Origin of the sequence: Ulvibacter sp. MAR_2010_11 (assembly GCF_002813135.1) — a bacterium.
Lineage (GTDB): Bacteria > Bacteroidota > Bacteroidia > Flavobacteriales > Flavobacteriaceae > Altibacter.
Genome location: NZ_PHTY01000001.1, coordinates 2071050 through 2088450, shown reverse-complemented (window position 1 = coordinate 2088450; position 17401 = coordinate 2071050). Strand labels below are relative to the sequence as shown.

Sequence of the window (17401 nt, the reverse complement as noted above, 5' to 3'; positions counted from 1 at the left end):
AACGAACCTAAACATTGAAAGAGATGTCCGACAAAAAAGAGCCTAAAGAAAAAGAAATCCCCAACAACGAATCGCAGGTAGATGAAACTGCAAAAGTGGCTTCCAAAAATGAAGAAACTACTGCAGCTGCAGAGAGCGATGTTTCCGAAAAAGAAGAAACCAATGAAGCTACTGAAAGTGGTGATGCGGAAGTAGTAAAAACTAGTGAGGCTGAGGAAACTGAGGGGTCGGAATTAGATGCGACTGTTGAAGCAACTGAAAGTGATGCTATTGCTTCAGAAGAAAAAGAAGACACCACCCCCACCGAAGTTTCAGAAGAAGTGGAAAATACTACAGTGGAAGCAGAAGCTACCACTCCTAAAGTCGGAAAAGAAGCAGAGACCGAAGAAGAACACGAAGAGGAAGAGGAAGTTTCATCCTCCGATGACGATGAAGATGATGAGAAGGACGATGAAGATAAGGACTACCACGCACTTACTAAAAAGGAATTAATTTCAGAATTTGAAAAATTACTGAAAAACAAACCTGCGCACGAGATTAAGAATGAGGTGGAAGAGATTAAAACCGAATTCAATGCAAAATTTACGGAGGAGCTGGAACAGAAAAAAGAAGAATTCTTAGCAGAAGGCGGCAATATAATCGACTTTCATTACACCACACCCTTAAAAAAAGAATTCAATTCGATCTACTTCGATTACAAGGAAAAGCGTAATAATTATTATAAAAATTTAAAGAAAGATCTTCAGGCCAACCTTAACAGAAGACAGGAATTAATAGAAGAATTAAAAGGTTTACTCAACGCCGAAGAAAACATAAATACCACTTACAAACACTTTAAGGATATTCAGGAACGATGGCATTTAGCCGGACCTATTCCACGGGATAAATACAATATTGTCTGGAATACCTATCACCATCATGTTGAGAACTTTTACGACTTCCTGCATCTTAACCGGGAGTTCAGGGATCTGGATTTCAAACACAATTTGGAGCAAAAATTGAAACTCATTGGTAGAGCTGAAGAGTTGGCACAGGAAGAGGATGTGAATAAAGCCTTCCGGGAGTTGCAAATGCTTCATAAAATGTGGAAGGAAGAAATTGGTCCTGTTGCAAAAGAATACCGCGAAGAAGTATGGGATAAGTTTAGTGCCTCCACAAAAGTAATTCACGACAAACGTCACGAGCTCCTGAAAGATATGGAGCAACAGTTTGAAACCAATTATGAAAAGAAAAAAGAGCTGATCGCACAAATAAATCAGGTGACAGCCGAAACAAAGGCGAGTCATCAGGCATGGCAAAACGCCATTAAAAAAATACAGGAATTAAGAGATACCTACTTTGGGTTGGGAAAAGTACCGCGTGCCAAAAACAAGGAAATATGGGGGCTTTTTAAGGACGCTACAAGAACCTTCAACCACGAAAAAAATTCATTTTATAAAAATCAGAAAAAGGATCAATACCAGAATTTAGAGAAAAAACTGGAACTCATTAAAATAGCTGAAGAGAATAAAGACAGTGACGATTTTGACGTAGTTACGCCTTTAATGAAGAAAATTCAGAACGATTGGAAGCAAATAGGACACGTACCACGGAAGGATAGCGACAAAATCTGGAAGCAATTTAAAGGTGCCTGCAACCATTATTTCAATCAGTTGCACGCTCAAAAAAATGAAGCCAATAAAGAAGAGCTCGAAAATTATGAAGCTAAATCGAAATTGTTGGAAACTGTTGAGTCTTTAGAGCTTAGCGGAGAGCACAAAGCCGATTTAAAAACGATTAAGGGACAAATTGCGGCTTGGAAAGAATTAGGGCGCGTACCTTATAACAAGCGCAATATAGAACGCAAGTTCAACAAAGTTCTTGATGGTTTGTTTGGAAAGCTTAATTTGGATAAAAAAGAAACCGAGCTTATTAAATTTGAAAACAAACTCAATTCGATGGTTTCTCAGGAAGACGAAAGAAAACTTCAGAATGAGCATTTTTTTATCTCCAAAAAGATTGGCGAAACCAAAGACGAGATCCGACAGTTGGAAAACAATTTGGGCTTCTTTCAGGATGCGAAGAGTGATAATCCTTTGGTAAAGGAAGTGCATAAAAATATTGCAAATCACAAGGAGCAATTGGAAGTTTGGAAGGCAAAGCTTTCAAAAATTAAATCCCTTCAATAAAAAAACCTATGGTACCCTGTATACTGTGCCATAGTCTTCAAACAAAACTACTACTGTATCGGCAGGAAGTTGCATATTATTTATGTAACTCCTGTGGTTCGGTGTATAAGGACCCTGCCGGATTTTTAGACAGGGAAGCTGAAAAAGAACGCTATTTATTGCACGAAAACGATGTAAACGATCATGACTATCAGTATTTTGTAAATCCAATAGTAGAAGAGGTTGTAAAACACTTCCCCGAAAAGAGTACAGGTTTAGATTTTGGCGCGGGAACGGGACCTGTAATTGCCAAATTACTTTCAGAAAAAGGATATACTATTTCTCTTTACGACCCCTTTTTTCATCCAAATACTTCGGTATTACACAAAACGTATGATTTTATTGTATGCTGTGAAGTAATCGAGCATTTTCACAATCCGGAAAAAGAATTTGAATTGCTGCATAAAATGCTGGAACCGGAGGGAAAGCTTTTTTGTATGACCGAATTACTTCCGAAGGAAAAGTCGTTCGCAACATGGTATTATAAAGACGATCCCACACATGTTCTATTTTATTCGGAAGAAAATTTAAAATGGATACAGGAGCATTTCGGCTTTAAGAAAGTTGAAATTGAAGGTAGATTGGTTGTTTTTTCGAAATAGCGTTTAGACCTTCTGAAGGCTCAACTTCTTTTTCTTACATTCAAATAAAACGGCTTTAAATTTAGAAGCTCTAATAAGCTCAATTTCTTCTTCTGTAATATCAAAACTTATGTGAGTCATAAATCGGCCGGAAACATTCGAATGATCCGAAATTATTTCCTGAGTATCCGATTTCAAAATAAAATCTTGCTCCTCACCCAAGAAAGACAAAGTTGCTCCGTCAAAGGTTTTGAAATTAGTGCCACTCACTAAGATTGTCTCTAAAAACAAATACCCGTTAAGCTCCTGAAGCCCCACATATAACTGTCCTTCCTCTGATTCAGCGATTTTATCTCCTTCAACATTTATTATTTTGTCTTCGGTAAATGTATCGACATGCAATCGTTCCATTGCTTTAATGCTTCCGAGCGCTGCCAATATTTTATCTATCTTTTTGAACATATCTTATATTTAATCCCTATTCACTAACTCTTAATCCCTAAATCACCAATCACCAATCACTAATCACTAATCACTAATCACCAATCACTAATCACTAATCACTAATCTATAAGCTCTTCGCTTCCTCCCAATACACATCCATCTCGGCCAGCGTCATGTCTTTCATAGATTTTCCCATCTCTTTCGCCTTGCCTTCCAGATATTGAAATCGTTTGATAAATTTTTTATTGGTACGTTCCAACGCATTTTCGGGATCTACTTTTAAAAAGCGTGCATAATTAATCATTGAAAATAAGACATCTCCAAATTCGGCTTCAATTGTAGCTTTATTACCTTCGTTTACTTCGTGTTGTAATTCTTGAAGTTCTTCTTTCAGCTTTTCAAAAACCTGCTGTGGTTCTTCCCAATCGAATCCTACTCCTGCTACCTTATCCTGAATTCTATTCGCTTTTACGAGCGCAGGCAGGGAAGCAGGCACACCTTCAAGCACACTCTTTTTACCTTCCTTCAGCTTTAAATTTTCCCAGTTCTGTTTTACCTCCTCTTCATCTGCGACGATAACATCACCGTAAATATGCGGATGACGGGAAATTAGTTTTTCGCAAATATCGTTTGCAACGTCTGCCATATCGAAATCCTTAGTTTCACTTCCTATTTTGGCGTAAAAAACAATATGCAACAAGAGATCACCCAGTTCTTTCTTCACTTCCTGCAAATCATTTTCAAGAATAGCATCCCCCAGTTCGTAGGTTTCCTCAATGGTGAGATGCCTAAGTGTTTCCATGGTCTGCTTTTTATCCCACGGACAACGTTCCCGTAACTCGTCCATTATGGTTAGGAGTCGGTCGAAAGCTTTTAATTGGTCTTCTCTGGAATTCATTTCACAAATCTAGTATAAAAGGGTTAACATTTCGACTTCGCTCAATGCAAATCATTTGATGTCGACATGTATAAGATCAATATTGATCCTATTTCATTCCAATTGATAAGGTTTTCACAAACAAAAAACCCACAAATCTTTAGGGAAATGTGGGTTGTTTATTTATGTAAAATTATTTTACGTCTTTCTTGCTGAAGTGTTCTTGGAAGACCCACCTTTTTTGGAAGAGGATGCCTTAGACATATCTCCTTTTGGCAGCGCTGCTTTTGAAGTAGGATTCTTTTTTAACTCTTTTATTTTTGCAGTCTCCTCTTTAGACTCTTCGGTTTCTTCGGCTTCAGAAAAATCTGTAATTCCGCTTTTATGCAACAAGTTGTACCACTGCACTACTTTCTTAATATCACTTGGATACACACGATCTTCGTCGTAATCGGGCAGAATTTTCAAAAAATATTCTTCCAGTTGATCTGCCGCAGATTTATGACTTATAGCCTCGCCTCCTTCTTCTTTTTCAGCAATTTTACTGAATACCTCACGCAAAGGAACTTCTTCGGTAAGGGTATAGATAGCAATTTCAGAAAGCAAACTCACGTTGTGACGCGTACTCACACTAATTTTCTTACCATCCACTAAGGATTCTGCTAAAAAACCACCACGGGTTTGTGTCTTTAATTGGTACAATCCCGGCTTTCCGGCAATAGATAATATTTTTTCTAAACTCATAAGTTTGTTTCCTTTTGAAGAATGCAAATATCTTTGGATAAATCTATATTTCCAAAGGTTTAACGTTTCTTTTTAGCCATTGGAAAACGCATACGATAACTCACGTCAATATTTCCTTTTGAAATGTTGGCTAATTTTCCTTTTATTAAACGCTTTTTTAAAGCAGATAGTTTGTCGGTAAATAAAATTCCTTCAATGTGATCATACTCATGTTGAATAATTCTAGCAACAATGCCGTCGAAGGTTTCGGTGTGTTTTTTAAACTTTTCATCGTAGTATTCCATAGTAATTTTAGGCTGACGGAATACATCTTCGTTTACATCGGGAATGCTTAAACAACCTTCATTAAAAATCCATTCGTCACCGCTTTCCTCTATAATTTTGGCATTGATAAACACGCGTTTGAAATCGGATACAAACTCCCGTTCTGCTTCCGACAATGTTTCATCATCATCAAAAGGAGTTGCATCCACAATAAAAAGTCGGATAGGCGCTCCAATTTGAGGTGCTGCAAGGCCTATTCCACGGGCGCCATACATGGTATCGAACATATTCTCAATAAGCACATCCAACTTGGGATATTCTGAAGTTATCTCTTCGCCTTTTTTTCGTAACACGGGATCTCCGTAGGCCAAAATGGGTAAAATCATTGTAAACTTTAAGGGTTAAGGGTTAAAGGTTTCATCAATATGTCATTTTCGATTCAAATAAGCTTGCAGTAAAATAGTTGCACTAATTTCGTCCAGCAACGCCTTATTTTGACGTTGTTTCTTTTTCAAGCCGCTGTCTATCATGGTCTGAAACGCCATTTTGCTAGTAAAGCGTTCATCTACACGCTCTGTGAGCTGATTTGGAAATACTGCTGAAAACTGAACCAAAAATTTCTGAATGTCCGCCTCCACCTCACTTGGAGTTCCGTCTCTTTGTTTCGGCTCCCCTATTAAAACCATATCGACATTTTCTGAGGTCAAATATTTGTTCAAAAAGGGCATCAAATCCTTGGTCTCCACCGTTGTCAATCCCGAAGCAATTAGTTGCAACTCGTCTGTTACAGCAATGCCTGTGCGTTTCGTTCCGTAATCTATGGCAAGTATGCGTCCCATTCAGTTTGCAAAAATAAGTGTTTAGATAATAGTATGCTAAATACTATTCAGTTTTCATTTTGACACCTATCTTTGTGATTAGTTCAAAAACCAGTTCAGAAAGAAGATTCAAGACTTTTAAAAATTGTTATCTTCCTTGTTCTTAATTCCATTAGTCCGAAAATAAATGACTCAACTACAACAACTTATAGAAAAAGCATGGGAGGATCGTTCCCTATTACAAAACCCCGAAATAATTGCCGCCATCAGAGAAGTGGTGCGTTTGTGTGACGAAGGCGAATTACGCTGTGCACAACCAACAGCAAACGGCTGGCAGGTAAATGAATGGGTTAAAAAAGCAGTAGTGTTGTATTTTCCCATTCAGAAAATGGAAACCATGGAAGTGGGAATATTTGAATACCACGATAAAATTCCTCTGAAACGGGACTATGCCGCCAAGGGTATCCGTGTGGTACCTCATGCCGTGGCAAGACACGGGGCCTACATTTCGAAAGGGGTAATTTTAATGCCAAGTTATGTAAACATTGGAGCCTATGTTGATGAAGGGACTATGGTGGACACCTGGGCTACTGTGGGAAGCTGTGCGCAAATTGGCAAGAACGTACATTTGAGCGGCGGAGTGGGAATTGGAGGCGTTTTAGAGCCTTTACAAGCTGCTCCTGTAATTATTGAAGACAATGCCTTTATTGGTTCGCGCTCTATTGTAGTGGAAGGTGTGCGGGTTGAAACTGAAGCTGTTTTAGGCGCAAATGTGGTACTGACCGCCTCTACCAAGATCATTGATGTTACAGGCAGTACACCCAAAGAAATGAAAGGGATTGTTCCGGCGCGATCGGTAGTGATTCCAGGAAGCTATACCAAACAATTCCCTGCCGGTGAGTATCAGGTTTCCTGTGCTCTTATTATTGGTCAGCGTAAGGAAAGTACCAACAAAAAAACATCTCTAAACGACGCTTTGCGGGAATATGATGTAGCGGTGTAGCTGGAGACTTTATGCTATAGGCTATAGGCCGTAAGCTCCTGGCTCTTAGTTTTTGGTTCTAAAATTTCATACTTTACAATAGCAATTCTTTCAGCTTTTAACTTTTAACTGTAAACTTTAAACCCTCCCTTGAAAATTCTCGTAATACAACATAAAATGATTGGCGATGTACTTACTACTTCGCTGCTTTTTGAGGCATTGCGATCACATTTTCCGGAAGCTCAGTTAGATTACCTTATCAATAGCAACACCCAGCCTGTTATTGCCTACAATCCGTTTATTGACAAATTATGGTTGTTTTCAAAAGAAATGGAAGCCTCCAAATCGTTGTACAAATCCTTCAGAAAAAGTATAAAAGACGAAAAATACGATGTGGTAATCGATGTCTATGCCAAATTGAGGAGCGCATTTTTAGCCAAACATTCCGGAGCCAAAAAACGCATTTCATATAGAAAATGGTATACCAAACATTTATATACCCATACGTTTACACCCAGAACAATTTCAGTTCTGGACGAAGGTCTGGCCATTGAAAACCGAATTATGCTTCTGGAACCATTAATTGACAAAATTAAAAGCATTCCAAAACCTACTATTTATCTTACTTCCGAAGAATTGTATAAGGGAAAAGAAATACTGAAACATTCCGATATTGAATTTGAGAAACCATTGTATATGGTAGGTATTACCGGGAGTAGTGATCAAAAAACCTATCCATTACCATATATGGCAACCTTATTGGATGCATTGGTCCATGAAACCGACGGACAATTACTTTTTAATTACATCCCGGATCAACAAAATGAAGCCGATATGCTTTATAGTATGTGTTCAGAAAAAACACAACAACATATTTTTAAAGAAGTTTACGGCAATGATCTTCGGGAATTTTTAGGCCTGACGGCTCATTGCGACGCGCTTATTGGAAATGAAGGTGGCGCGGTTAACATGGCAAAGGCACTTAACATCCCGACGTTTTCAATTTTTGCGCCTTGGATTCTCAAGGAAGCCTGGAACAGTTATGAGGCTTCAGGTAAAAACATGTCGGTACACCTTAAAGATTTTTTCCCAAAAATCTATACAAAACACCCAAAAAAGTACAAGAATCAGGCTGCAAATTTATACAAACAACTCTCTCCTGACTATATTATTCCGGAGCTTAAAAATTTTCTCTCAAATTTTTCCAGCTAATTTTTTACTATTCCAAAGGGTGTGTAGACAGCTTTTTCCCGTTTTGTAATTTTTCGAATCGCCGCATTTTTTTCCAACATCTCGGGCTGAACATAGCCTCTTGCATGATCTAAATGTACACAGATGGCAGTATAACGCAGTTGCTTTGCTTTTAGCCCCAAATTAAACATGCGTTCTCCCAATTCACGGTCTTCACCGCCATATTGCATCCGCTCATCGAAGCCGTTCACCTTTACTATATCTGCTTTCCAGCCTGATGAATTATGACCGTTCCAGGTTGCTTCGGTGGGAGTAATCCAGTTGAGAAATTTTTCCTTTGGGCCTCTGCTGGTGAGTTTGTTATTTTTAAAGGAAGATTTTAAACCGTTACGCCTAAGCCATTCAATATCAAAACAATTGCCGTTTTCAATATCTTCTCGGGTAATCTTTTCTGAAATATCCATAGGCAACTTAAAATACCCGCCCGAAAGAAAATAACCGCTTTCTCTGTGGTCAAGATGCTTTTCTACAAAATCCATCCGTGGAATACAATCTCCATCACTGAAAAGTAAATAATCACTGATAGTAGCCGCGATTGCCTTATTTAGGATTTTTGTTTTCTGAAATCCGTTGTCCTCATGCCATACATGAAGTACACTTAGCATGGATTTAGTCTTAAAAGTATCAATGAGGGTTTTTGTTTCATCCGTAGAACCGTCATCGGCTATAATTAGCTCGAAATTGGTTTCGGTTTGGTTCTCATAACCCCACAATACTTTTTGCAACCATTCCGGCTGATTGTAGGTACTGATGATTACGGAAAGTTTGGGCGCTGCCATTGTACAAAAATAACTATTTTTACACATGAATTCTACCACATGCCAAAACTTAGCGCATTACTAATTGTCTATAACGAAATAAAACATCTTCCGCAGGTAATAAATAATTTATCTTTCGCCGATGAAATTATTGTGGTCGATTCGTTTAGTACAGACGGAACATTTGAAACGCTTCAACAAGATAAACGAGTTGTAGTTTTTCAAAAAAAATTCGAGGATTATGCCTCCCAACGGAATTTTGCAATTTCTAAAGCTAACAATAAATGGATATTGTTTCTGGATGCAGATGAACGTATAACGGAAGCTCTCAAAGAGGAAATTCTACAAATAATCCAAACTGATACTCCCAAATCAGCCTATTATTTTTATCGCCAGTTTATGTATAAGAATAAACCTCTAAGGTTTAGTGGACTTCAAACAGACAAAATCTATAGGTTATTTCAAAAAAACAAAGCACATTATAATCCGTCAAAACTAGTGCATGAAAACCTTGAAGTAATAGGTGAAAAAGGGGTTTTGAAGCACAAATTACTGCACTACTTCTACGATGATTACAACACTTACAAAGGAAAAATGATTGCGTATGGAAAATTAAAAGGTAAAGAACTGTTTCAACAAGGGGAAAGGTATTCAGTTGCCAAACGATATCTAAAAGCTTGGTATAAGTTTCTTACTCATTATATTATTCGTTTAGGAATTTTGGACGGAAAAAAAGGGTTAATCATAAGCAAGCTCAATGCACTCAGTGTTTCTGAACGTTATAAAGAACTTAAACGTTTACAGTCACTTTCTCCAAAATAGAAACTTCTTTTTCAGCCGTATTTTTCGGTAGAATTTATACTGAAATGTACTCACCAAATCCCACATAAGAGTGAAAATTTTGTTGTAATCTTCTCCCGAAAGCTTTGCGTATTCATCGCTCATTATTTGAACCATTTCTTTCTTCGGACTTATACGCTCGAAGTTTTTGATGCGCTCTTCAAAGCTAAGGGGTTTAAATTCCATTCGATTTAAATCGACCAAATAGAAGTCGTATTGGTGGCCTTTCTTTACTATAAGTGTATTTCCCGGCGAATGGTCTTTAAACAAAATGTTTTTGGAATGCAGTTTCCATGTAAATGCAGTAAACTGTCGTAAAATATTTTCATGATCGGGGTAATTCGGATTCTCGACCAATTCTCTGTAGGTAAGATCGTATTCGAGATGCTCACTTAGATAATAACTGTCTTTCAACCCAATAAAATCTGTGTGCTCAAAATAGGCAATGGGCTGTGGCGTTAAAATTCCCTTTTCTAACAATGCATTCGCGTAAAGATAGGAGCGCTCAGCTTTCGACTTTCGAAAATACTTATAGGCGATTTTGTTAATGAGGTTTGGTTTCTTAAACGATTTTACATTGATGATTTTATCCTGGAAATCGAATAGTTTGATGTTATTTCGATCTCCATCTCCAAGAACTCTCCCTTCTGTGTTAAAATTTGTAATAATTGCGGTAATAGTGGTGATGCTATTCGCAAACGAGGCATTAACCACGCCTTCTAAAATACTATTGGATTGGATACTTACTTTTTTCAAAAACAGAAAACTTAAATCTTTCGTTGCAAAAATACATTTATTAATTCGTTTCTAATTTATTCAAAAAAGATACCTTTATAACTTAGCAAAACAGGCCGGTTTGAAAGAAATTTTCCTCGAAACACACAATATAAAAAACCCTTATACAGGCTTTGGACAGTTTAATTTTTATTTGCTGAAGGGTTTGTACAACTGCGATGATCCCGATATAAAATTTACAGTTCACACCCAGAAAAAAGATTTTTTGAAGAAAGAATTCGGGAAATTTTTTAAGTATAAGTTTTATATGGGAATGCGCAGATATCCCGCGCTACGGATTCGGAAACGCTACGATGTTTGGCATTCGGTGAATCAGAATACCAAGGTTGAACCTCATCGCGATATTCCGTATGTGCTTACCATACACGATGTCAATTTTATTGAAGAGATTTCGAACGATTTAACGCATCCTCGAAACCTTCGGTTTATCGAAAAATTAGAAAGAGCCCATGCTATTACTTATATTTCGGAATACGCCAAAACTTCCACGCACGAACATTTTAAGGTGCCCAATGTCCCCGAATATGTTATTTACAACGGTAATCCTTCCGAAGCAGCCCTCGATGTAAGCAGGTTTAGCCCTGCTCACAAACCTAATGGCAAATACCTTTTTACCATTGGTGATTTTTGGGAACGCAAGAATTTTCATTTACTGGTTGAAATGATGCCTTTTTTAGCCGATTTCGAATTAATTATTGCAGGAAACAACGACCGTTCCTATGCCGAAAAAGTGCGAGAAACAATAGCGAAGCTGGATTTGGAAAAGAGTGTGACGCTGGCCGGACGGATAAGTGACGAAGAAAAACAATATCATTTGGCAAACGCAACAGCCTTTGTATTTCCGTCGCTTCGTGAAGGATTTGGTTTACCCCCCATTGAAGCCATGCGTTTTGGGATACCGGTATTTTTGGCAAATGCTACCTCCCTCCCTGAAATTGGAGGAGATGCAGCCTTTTACTGGAAGAATTTTAATCCGAAGGATATGGCAGCCGAAGTAATTTCCGGCTTACAGCAAGTAGCTGAAAACAAAGAAGCACATACAAAAAAACTGCTGCAACAAGCAGCCAAATTCAACTGGAATACTGCAGCAGAACAATATTTAGAAGTTTATAAATCATTGTTATGATTGAAGAAATTAACAACGCACTCGGCGTATTAAAAAAAGGCGGGCTTATCCTCTACCCTACAGATACGGTGTGGGGAATTGGCTGTGATGCAACCAACGCCGAAGCGGTCGAAAAAGTTTTTCAGCTAAAAAAGCGCTCAGAAAGTAAGGCCCTTATCTGCTTAGTAAACGATTTTAATATGTTGGAGCAATATGTCCAGAATGTTCCCGAAGTGGCTTACGATATTTTAAAATATGCCAACAAACCCACAACCATCATTTACGACAACCCTATTCGCATTGCCGAAAACCTTGTGGCTGAAGACAACTCATTGGCGATTCGTGTGGTGAAAAATGATTTCTGTGAGCAACTTATTCGAAAGTTGAGACGCCCCATTGTTTCTACTTCAGCAAATATAAGCGGGGAGCCTGCCCCTTCCGGTTTCGAAGAAATAAGCAAACAGATTTTGGAGGGCGTAGACTATATCGTAAATTTGCAACCTCATAAAAAATCTGTCAAACCTTCGGCAATTATAAAGCTAAAGAATGATGGGACAGTTCAAATAATTCGAGAATAACACATGCAAAAATCCGCTAATTTTAAAAACGCACTTTCACAACCCGTTTTTAAAACGATTTCACAGGCATCTTCTAATTTACAATTGGAGTGTTATGTAATTGGAGGATTTGTTAGAGATTATATTCTTAGGCGTGGGGAAGCCAAAGACATCGATATTGTTGCAGTAGGCAGTGGTATTGATTTGGCACAGGAAGTCTCTCGTTTACTTCCCGGAAAACCCAGGGTTTCCATTTTTAAAAATTACGGTACCGCAATGCTTAAGAGCGGTGCAGTTGAAATAGAATTTGTAGGCGCCAGAAAAGAATCCTACCGGGAAGACAGTAGAAATCCGTCGGTGGAGAACGGTACGCTGGAAGACGATCAAAACAGACGGGATTTTACCATCAATGCCTTGGCAATAAGTCTCCAGGAAGACAATTTTGGAACATTGCTTGATCCTTTTAATGGAATACAAGACCTTGAAAATAAAATAATAAGAACCCCGCTTGATCCCGATGTGACCTACAGTGATGATCCGCTACGTATGTTACGTGCCATCCGGTTTGCCACGCAGTTGAATTTTATGATTGAGCGCGAATCCCTGGATGCCATTACCCGAAATGCAAATAGAATTCAAATAATTTCCGAAGAACGCATTGTAGTTGAAATTAATAAGATTTTACTGACTGAAGTTCCGTCAAAGGGGTTTGCATTGTTACACAAGACCGGCCTTTTACCCTTTATTTTTCCCGAATTGGTTGCCTTGGAAGGTATTGAAGAGATAGAAGGGCAGCGTCATAAAGACAACTTTTGGCATACCTTGGAAGTGGTGGATAATATTTCAGGAACCACAGATGATCTCTGGCTTCGGTGGGCAGCGTTGTTACACGATATTGGAAAAGCACCGACAAAGCGATTCGACAAAAAAATTGGCTGGACCTTTCACGGCCATGAATTTGTGGGTTCAAAAATGGTGTATAAAATATTTAAAAGGTTGAAACTGCCATTGAATGAAAAAATGAAATTTGTTCAGAAAATGGTATTGATGAGCTCGCGACCTATCGTTTTGGCTACCGAAGTGACAGACAGCGCTGTACGCCGACTTATTTTTGATGCAGGAGAAAATGTAGAGGATCTCATGACCCTTTGTGAAGCAGATATCACCACAAAAAACCCTAAAAAATTTAAAAAGTATCAAAACAATTTTAAATTAGTACGTGATAAAATTGTGGAAGTTGAAGAACGCGATCACATTCGTAATTTTCAACCTCCTGTGAGTGGTGAAGAAATTATGAAAACATTCGGATTACAACCATCCCGTGAAATTGGGATTATAAAAGACGCTATTAAGGAAGCTATTTTGGAAGGGGAAATACCAAACGAATATGAGGCAGCCAAAAAGTTTATGTTCGCAAAAGGAGCCGAATTAAATTTAACCCCTATTGAATAATGTATCGTAAATCGGTTAAAATTGCATTAGTATTTGTTTCTCTGGTTATCATTGCTGGTGCGATGGTACGCATGACAGGCTCCGGAATGGGCTGCCCGGATTGGCCAAAATGTTTCGGTTATTACATTCCGCCTACCGAAGCTTCCCAATTGGAATGGCAGCCCGAAAAATCGTTTAAAAAAGGGCAGGTAATTATAAAGGATAAAACCCTTCAGGTTGCAGCCAGTGATTTCACCACCGAAGATTACTTTAATTCCAATAATTGGGAACTCTACACAAAGCACGATTATGCAATTTTTAATGTCTGGCACACCTGGATAGAATATATAAACCGCCTATTTGGAGCACTTTCAGGGATTGCTATTTTAATTATGGCAATCCTTTCATTCAAAAAATGGCGTGATCGAAAAAGAATAACCCTACTTTCCTGGTTGAGTGTTGTATTGCTGGTATTTCAGGCTTGGTTAGGGGCTACGGTGGTTTATTCGGTATTGTCTCCGGTAAAAATTACAATTCATATGGTAATGGCCTTAGTAATCGTTGCGGTACTTCTCTACTTGCTATATATCTCAAAACGCAAAAGAAAGAATTATAACGTTTCACACGGTTATAAGGGAGTGCTTTTGGTAGCATTAATACTAAGTCTTATACAAATTATTCTGGGAACACAGGTGCGACAATTTGTAGACGAGCAATCGACCGCATTGGGATATGAAGCCAAATCGCAATGGCTAAATGACTCTCCGCTTATGTTTTACTTTCACAGGAGTTTTTCTATTCTGGTAGTAATGACCCACATTGCACTTTGGTATTTTAATCGGATTTACAATTATCGCCTGCGCCTGGTGAATTTCCTGATGTTAGTAGTTGTAGTCGAGGTTTTAACAGGTCTGACCATGTATTATTTCGATTTCCCAATCCTCTCACAACCCTTACATCTTATTTTTGCTTCGCTCTTATTCGGACTTCAATTTTATATAGTTTTACAAGCCTTTCAGCAAAGAAATGAATGGAAAAGTTCGTAGCTTTGCAGGCCAATTTAGCAACAAATTAAACACAAATGATTTATCGTTTTAGAATAATCCTGGATGCACACGATGACGTGTTTCGCGATATCGAAATAGAAGCTACTGCGACGCTGGAAGACTTTCACAATGCCATTACGCAGGCATTTGGGTTTGGCGGACAGGAAATGGCATCTTTTTACACCAGCAATGAACTTTGGGAGCAGGAAGAAGAAATTGCTCTGTTTGATATGAGCGAAGAGACAGAAAGCGTGAGAGTGATGCAGGAAACCTTGTTGGAAGATGTAGTTTCTGAAATAGAGCGCAATCTTATTTATGTTTATGACTTTCTGAATATGTGGACTTTTTTGGTTGAATTAGCTGAAATTGCCGAACCCGAAATTGGTCGTATTTATCCCAACCTCATGTTTGCTCATGGCGAAATTCCTGAAGAAGCACCCGAAACCGAATTTATAGCAGAAGGTATGGACGATGTTGACTTCGATGAAGATTTCGATATCGATTCAGAGGATTACAACGATCTGGATTTCGATGAAAACTGGAACTGATTTAATGAGCGAATTAGCGGATATTCCAATTATCAAATAATCCAAAAATCTAACAATCCATTAATCCAACAATCCAATTATCTAAAAATCCAAGGCCCCATATATGATCAATCTTTTTAACACCCACATCGCTTCCCTTTCCATTCACAGAGTGGGTAATAAAAGTAAAAACGAGGCAGTACTGCTTTCTTCCGAACCTTATAAAACAGATGATGAGCTTACACCCTTGTTAAAAGAATTTTTCCTGAAACCGTTTAGAGATAAGGAAGAAACTTACTATCGGTTTTCACACGAAGCAGATCTCGAATTTCATGAATTGTATAGCATTGTTTCAGAAATTTTTGAAGACCCGGAAACCATTCACGAACAAAGTAAAAAAATAACCAAACATCTTTTCGACCAATCCATGCATCCTCATATAAAGAGCGGGGAAGTATATATTGCCTATCTGGAAAACATGCAGATAGACAACGAAAAAGTTAACGGAATTGGAATATTTAAATCGGAATTAAAACAGGACTTCCTTCAGTTTTCAGAAAAAGAGAATCAGTTGGAAGCTTTCTTACAGCACGGGGTAAGCCTCAACCGTTTAGACAAGGGTTGTCTTATTTTCAATTCAAAAAAGGAAGAAGGCTATAAAATACTTTCGGTAGATAGCAATCGATATGACGCCCGCTACTGGCTGGAAAGCTTTTTAGGGGTGGATGCTTTTGAAGATGATAATTTCTTCACCAAGAAATACTTGAAATTTTGTCAAGATTTTGCCAAAGATGTGGTGTTACCCGCCGAAGACAAAAAGCAGGAGGTGTTGTTTATGAATCGGGCTGTAAACCACTTTGCCAAGAACGATACTTTTGAAGAATCTGCCTTTATGAATGAGGTTATGGACAATCCCGATCTCATCCCCGAGTTTCGTCATTATAAGTCGGAAATGGCTCCAAAATACAGTATTGAAGACCTTACTACCTTTCCAATCGCCAATACTGCCGTAACCGCGGCACGAAAAAAGATTAAGAATGTAATTCATCTGGATACCAATATTCAGATTAAATTGGATTTTATCAATGCCGAAAGTGCCGAAAAATTTGTGGAAAAAGGGTGGGATGAAGAAAAGCAGATGTATTACTATTTGGTCTATTTCAACAAGGAGCAAAAAAGTTAACTCATTGTTTTCAGTAAACAAGACCTCTCGTTGTAACAATTTTCGAAGTGATTCGTCAGATACATAGCTAATCACCAAACTAAAAGCGCGTGCAGCCTATACTCACCATAAACAATCTTACTAAAAAATTTGGTCCCATAACGGCAGTCGATGACTTGTCGTTTACTATTGAAAAAGGGAATGTATACGGTATTTTGGGCCCAAACGGGAGTGGTAAATCTACTACCTTGGGAATCGTCCTGAATGTCGTCAACAAAACCCTGGGTAATTTCCATTGGTTTGATGGTTCGGGGTCTACCCATGACGCCTTGAAAAAGGTAGGAGCCATTATCGAACGCCCCAATTTCTATCCGTATATGACAGCGGTTCAGAATTTGGAGTTGGTTTGCAAAATTAAAGGCGTAGCCACCGAAAAGGTTGCCGAAAAGTTGGAAATCGTAGGATTACTGGATAGGAAGAACAGTAAATTCAGTACCTTTTCTCTGGGAATGAAACAACGTTTGGCAATTGCTTCAGCCTTGCTCAATGAGCCTGAAATTTTAATACTAGACGAGCCTACAAACGGTCTGGATCCACAGGGAATTCATCAAATTCGAGAGATTATAAAAAAAATTGCTTCGGAAGGCACCACCATTCTGCTCGCTTCTCATTTACTCGATGAAGTGGAAAAGGTGTGTACTCATGTAGTTATTCTTCGAAAAGGTAAAAGCCTGTATACCGGAAGCGTGGAAGGCATGAATGCCAGTCATGGTTTCTTTATTCTCCAAAGTAAGAATATGGTTGTTTTACAAGCAGCTTTGGAAGGCAATAATGCCTTCGGAATAATAAAAAAAGAAGGAGATCAATTGATTGCTTACCTCAACGAACCCATGGATAGTTCGGCTTTGAACAAAATGTTGTTCGAAAAAGGTATCTCACTTTCCCATTTGGTAAAACGAAAAGAAAGCCTGGAAGAACAATTTCTTGAACTTACTAAAAATAAAAACTAGGG

General features: G+C 38.3%; 19 protein-coding genes. 12 read left to right on the top strand and 7 right to left on the bottom strand.

Annotated features, from left to right (window positions below):
* The first annotated feature begins 23 nt into the window (after positions 1 to 23).
* Together ATE92_RS09530 and ATE92_RS09525 are read left to right on the top strand one after the other, a co-directional pair.
* Positions 24 to 2168 carry a DUF349 domain-containing protein gene (locus ATE92_RS09530; RefSeq protein ID WP_100803485.1) on the top strand — a complete coding sequence of 715 codons (2145 nt, stop codon included), beginning with the start codon at positions 24 to 26 and terminating at the stop codon, positions 2166 to 2168.
* A gap of 8 nt (positions 2169 to 2176) precedes the next feature.
* Positions 2177 to 2809 carry a class I SAM-dependent methyltransferase gene (locus ATE92_RS09525; protein ID WP_100803484.1) on the top strand — a complete coding sequence of 211 codons (633 nt, stop codon included), beginning with the start codon at positions 2177 to 2179 and terminating at the stop codon, positions 2807 to 2809.
* 3 nt (positions 2810 to 2812) lie between these two features.
* Here ATE92_RS09525 and ATE92_RS09520 read toward each other — a convergent pair whose 3' ends face one another.
* The 5 genes from ATE92_RS09520 to ruvX all read right to left on the bottom strand — a co-directional run bounded on the left by ATE92_RS09520 (position 2813) and on the right by ruvX (position 5956).
* Positions 2813 to 3250, bottom strand: coding sequence for a hypothetical protein (locus ATE92_RS09520; protein WP_100803483.1), 438 nt, complete (start codon positions 3248 to 3250; stop codon positions 2813 to 2815).
* Between the two features lie 106 nt (positions 3251 to 3356).
* On the bottom strand, positions 3357 to 4130 hold the full coding sequence (gene mazG / locus ATE92_RS09515; protein ID WP_100803482.1) for a nucleoside triphosphate pyrophosphohydrolase: 774 nt from the start codon (positions 4128 to 4130) through the stop codon (positions 3357 to 3359).
* A gap of 177 nt (positions 4131 to 4307) precedes the next feature.
* The gene (locus ATE92_RS09510; protein WP_100804407.1) at positions 4308 to 4853 is read right to left on the bottom strand and encodes a DUF5606 domain-containing protein; all 546 of its coding nucleotides are present in this window, start codon (positions 4851 to 4853) and stop codon (positions 4308 to 4310) included.
* A 59-nt stretch (positions 4854 to 4912) separates the two neighbouring features.
* A complete protein-coding gene (def, locus tag ATE92_RS09505; protein ID WP_100803481.1) occupies positions 4913 to 5503 on the bottom strand; it encodes a peptide deformylase in 591 nt (196 codons plus the stop codon).
* Between the two features lie 42 nt (positions 5504 to 5545).
* The gene (gene ruvX / locus ATE92_RS09500; protein WP_100803480.1) at positions 5546 to 5956 is read right to left on the bottom strand and encodes a Holliday junction resolvase RuvX; all 411 of its coding nucleotides are present in this window, start codon (positions 5954 to 5956) and stop codon (positions 5546 to 5548) included.
* Positions 5957 to 6122: 166 nt separating this feature from the next.
* Between ruvX and ATE92_RS09495 the strand changes: the two genes are divergently transcribed.
* Both ATE92_RS09495 and ATE92_RS09490 read left to right on the top strand, forming a co-directional pair.
* A complete protein-coding gene (locus tag ATE92_RS09495; protein ID WP_100803479.1) occupies positions 6123 to 6938 on the top strand; it encodes a 2,3,4,5-tetrahydropyridine-2,6-dicarboxylate N-succinyltransferase in 816 nt (271 codons plus the stop codon).
* Between the two features lie 129 nt (positions 6939 to 7067).
* A complete protein-coding gene (locus ATE92_RS09490) occupies positions 7068 to 8129 on the top strand; it encodes a glycosyltransferase family 9 protein (protein ID WP_100803478.1) in 1062 nt (353 codons plus the stop codon).
* Here ATE92_RS09490 and ATE92_RS09485 read toward each other — a convergent pair.
* Complete coding sequence (locus ATE92_RS09485; RefSeq protein ID WP_100803477.1) at positions 8126 to 8947, bottom strand: glycosyltransferase family 2 protein; 822 nt, start codon at positions 8945 to 8947, stop codon at positions 8126 to 8128. The genes ATE92_RS09490 and ATE92_RS09485 overlap by 4 nt on opposite strands.
* 39 nt (positions 8948 to 8986) lie before the next feature.
* Here ATE92_RS09485 and ATE92_RS09480 point away from each other — a divergent pair, with 39 nt between their 5' ends.
* Positions 8987 to 9748, top strand: coding sequence for a glycosyltransferase family 2 protein (locus tag ATE92_RS09480; protein WP_100803476.1), 762 nt, complete (start codon positions 8987 to 8989; stop codon positions 9746 to 9748).
* On the opposite strand, the gene ATE92_RS09475 is transcribed toward ATE92_RS09480, so the two are convergent.
* On the bottom strand, positions 9731 to 10522 hold the full coding sequence (locus ATE92_RS09475; protein ID WP_369819706.1) for a lipopolysaccharide kinase InaA family protein: 792 nt from the start codon (positions 10520 to 10522) through the stop codon (positions 9731 to 9733). The two genes, ATE92_RS09480 and ATE92_RS09475, sit on opposite strands and share 18 nt — an antisense overlap.
* A gap of 100 nt (positions 10523 to 10622) precedes the next feature.
* On the opposite strand from ATE92_RS09475, the gene ATE92_RS09470 reads away from it, so the two are divergent.
* The 7 genes from ATE92_RS09470 to ATE92_RS09440 all read left to right on the top strand — a co-directional run bounded on the left by ATE92_RS09470 (position 10623) and on the right by ATE92_RS09440 (position 17399).
* Positions 10623 to 11687 (top strand): glycosyltransferase family 1 protein, encoded by a 1065-nt coding sequence (locus ATE92_RS09470; protein WP_100803475.1) that lies wholly within the window; start codon positions 10623 to 10625, stop codon positions 11685 to 11687.
* On the top strand, positions 11684 to 12244 hold the full coding sequence (locus ATE92_RS09465; protein WP_100803474.1) for an L-threonylcarbamoyladenylate synthase: 561 nt from the start codon (positions 11684 to 11686) through the stop codon (positions 12242 to 12244). The genes ATE92_RS09470 and ATE92_RS09465 overlap by 4 nt, the downstream gene beginning before the upstream one ends.
* A gap of 3 nt (positions 12245 to 12247) precedes the next feature.
* Positions 12248 to 13675 carry a CCA tRNA nucleotidyltransferase gene (locus ATE92_RS09460; RefSeq protein WP_100803473.1) on the top strand — a complete coding sequence of 476 codons (1428 nt, stop codon included), beginning with the start codon at positions 12248 to 12250 and terminating at the stop codon, positions 13673 to 13675.
* On the top strand, positions 13675 to 14700 hold the full coding sequence (locus ATE92_RS09455; RefSeq protein WP_100803472.1) for a heme A synthase: 1026 nt from the start codon (positions 13675 to 13677) through the stop codon (positions 14698 to 14700). The genes ATE92_RS09460 and ATE92_RS09455 overlap by 1 nt, the downstream gene beginning before the upstream one ends.
* Before the next feature lie 35 nt (positions 14701 to 14735).
* Positions 14736 to 15248 (top strand): hypothetical protein, encoded by a 513-nt coding sequence (locus tag ATE92_RS09450; RefSeq protein WP_100803471.1) that lies wholly within the window; start codon positions 14736 to 14738, stop codon positions 15246 to 15248.
* A gap of 103 nt (positions 15249 to 15351) precedes the next feature.
* Positions 15352 to 16410: a nucleoid-associated protein gene (locus tag ATE92_RS09445; protein WP_100803470.1), complete on the top strand. Its 1059-nt coding sequence runs from the start codon at positions 15352 to 15354 to the stop codon at positions 16408 to 16410.
* 89 nt (positions 16411 to 16499) lie between these two features.
* On the top strand, positions 16500 to 17399 hold the full coding sequence (locus ATE92_RS09440) for an ABC transporter ATP-binding protein (protein WP_100803469.1): 900 nt from the start codon (positions 16500 to 16502) through the stop codon (positions 17397 to 17399).
* Positions 17400 to 17401 lie beyond the last annotated feature (2 nt).

What these genes read in the sequence shown, in the direction of transcription:
- ATE92_RS09530 (WP_100803485.1), top strand. Translation starts at nt 24, where the DNA reads ATGTCCGACAAAAAAGAGCCTAAAGAAAAAGAAATCCCCAACAACGAA.
- ATE92_RS09525 (WP_100803484.1), top strand. Translation starts at nt 2,177, where the DNA reads ATGGTACCCTGTATACTGTGCCATAGTCTTCAAACAAAACTACTACTG.
- ATE92_RS09520 (WP_100803483.1), bottom strand. Translation starts at nt 3,250, where the DNA reads ATGTTCAAAAAGATAGATAAAATATTGGCAGCGCTCGGAAGCATTAAA.
- mazG (WP_100803482.1), bottom strand. Translation starts at nt 4,130, where the DNA reads ATGAATTCCAGAGAAGACCAATTAAAAGCTTTCGACCGACTCCTAACC.
- ATE92_RS09510 (WP_100804407.1), bottom strand. Translation starts at nt 4,853, where the DNA reads ATGAGTTTAGAAAAAATATTATCTATTGCCGGAAAGCCGGGATTGTAC.
- def (WP_100803481.1), bottom strand. Translation starts at nt 5,503, where the DNA reads ATGATTTTACCCATTTTGGCCTACGGAGATCCCGTGTTACGAAAAAAA.
- ruvX (WP_100803480.1), bottom strand. Translation starts at nt 5,956, where the DNA reads ATGGGACGCATACTTGCCATAGATTACGGAACGAAACGCACAGGCATT.
- ATE92_RS09495 (WP_100803479.1), top strand. Translation starts at nt 6,123, where the DNA reads ATGACTCAACTACAACAACTTATAGAAAAAGCATGGGAGGATCGTTCC.
- ATE92_RS09485 (WP_100803477.1), bottom strand. Translation starts at nt 8,947, where the DNA reads ATGGCAGCGCCCAAACTTTCCGTAATCATCAGTACCTACAATCAGCCG.
- ATE92_RS09480 (WP_100803476.1), top strand. Translation starts at nt 8,987, where the DNA reads ATGCCAAAACTTAGCGCATTACTAATTGTCTATAACGAAATAAAACAT.
- ATE92_RS09465 (WP_100803474.1), top strand. Translation starts at nt 11,684, where the DNA reads ATGATTGAAGAAATTAACAACGCACTCGGCGTATTAAAAAAAGGCGGG.
- ATE92_RS09460 (WP_100803473.1), top strand. Translation starts at nt 12,248, where the DNA reads ATGCAAAAATCCGCTAATTTTAAAAACGCACTTTCACAACCCGTTTTT.
- ATE92_RS09455 (WP_100803472.1), top strand. Translation starts at nt 13,675, where the DNA reads ATGTATCGTAAATCGGTTAAAATTGCATTAGTATTTGTTTCTCTGGTT.
- ATE92_RS09450 (WP_100803471.1), top strand. Translation starts at nt 14,736, where the DNA reads ATGATTTATCGTTTTAGAATAATCCTGGATGCACACGATGACGTGTTT.
- ATE92_RS09445 (WP_100803470.1), top strand. Translation starts at nt 15,352, where the DNA reads ATGATCAATCTTTTTAACACCCACATCGCTTCCCTTTCCATTCACAGA.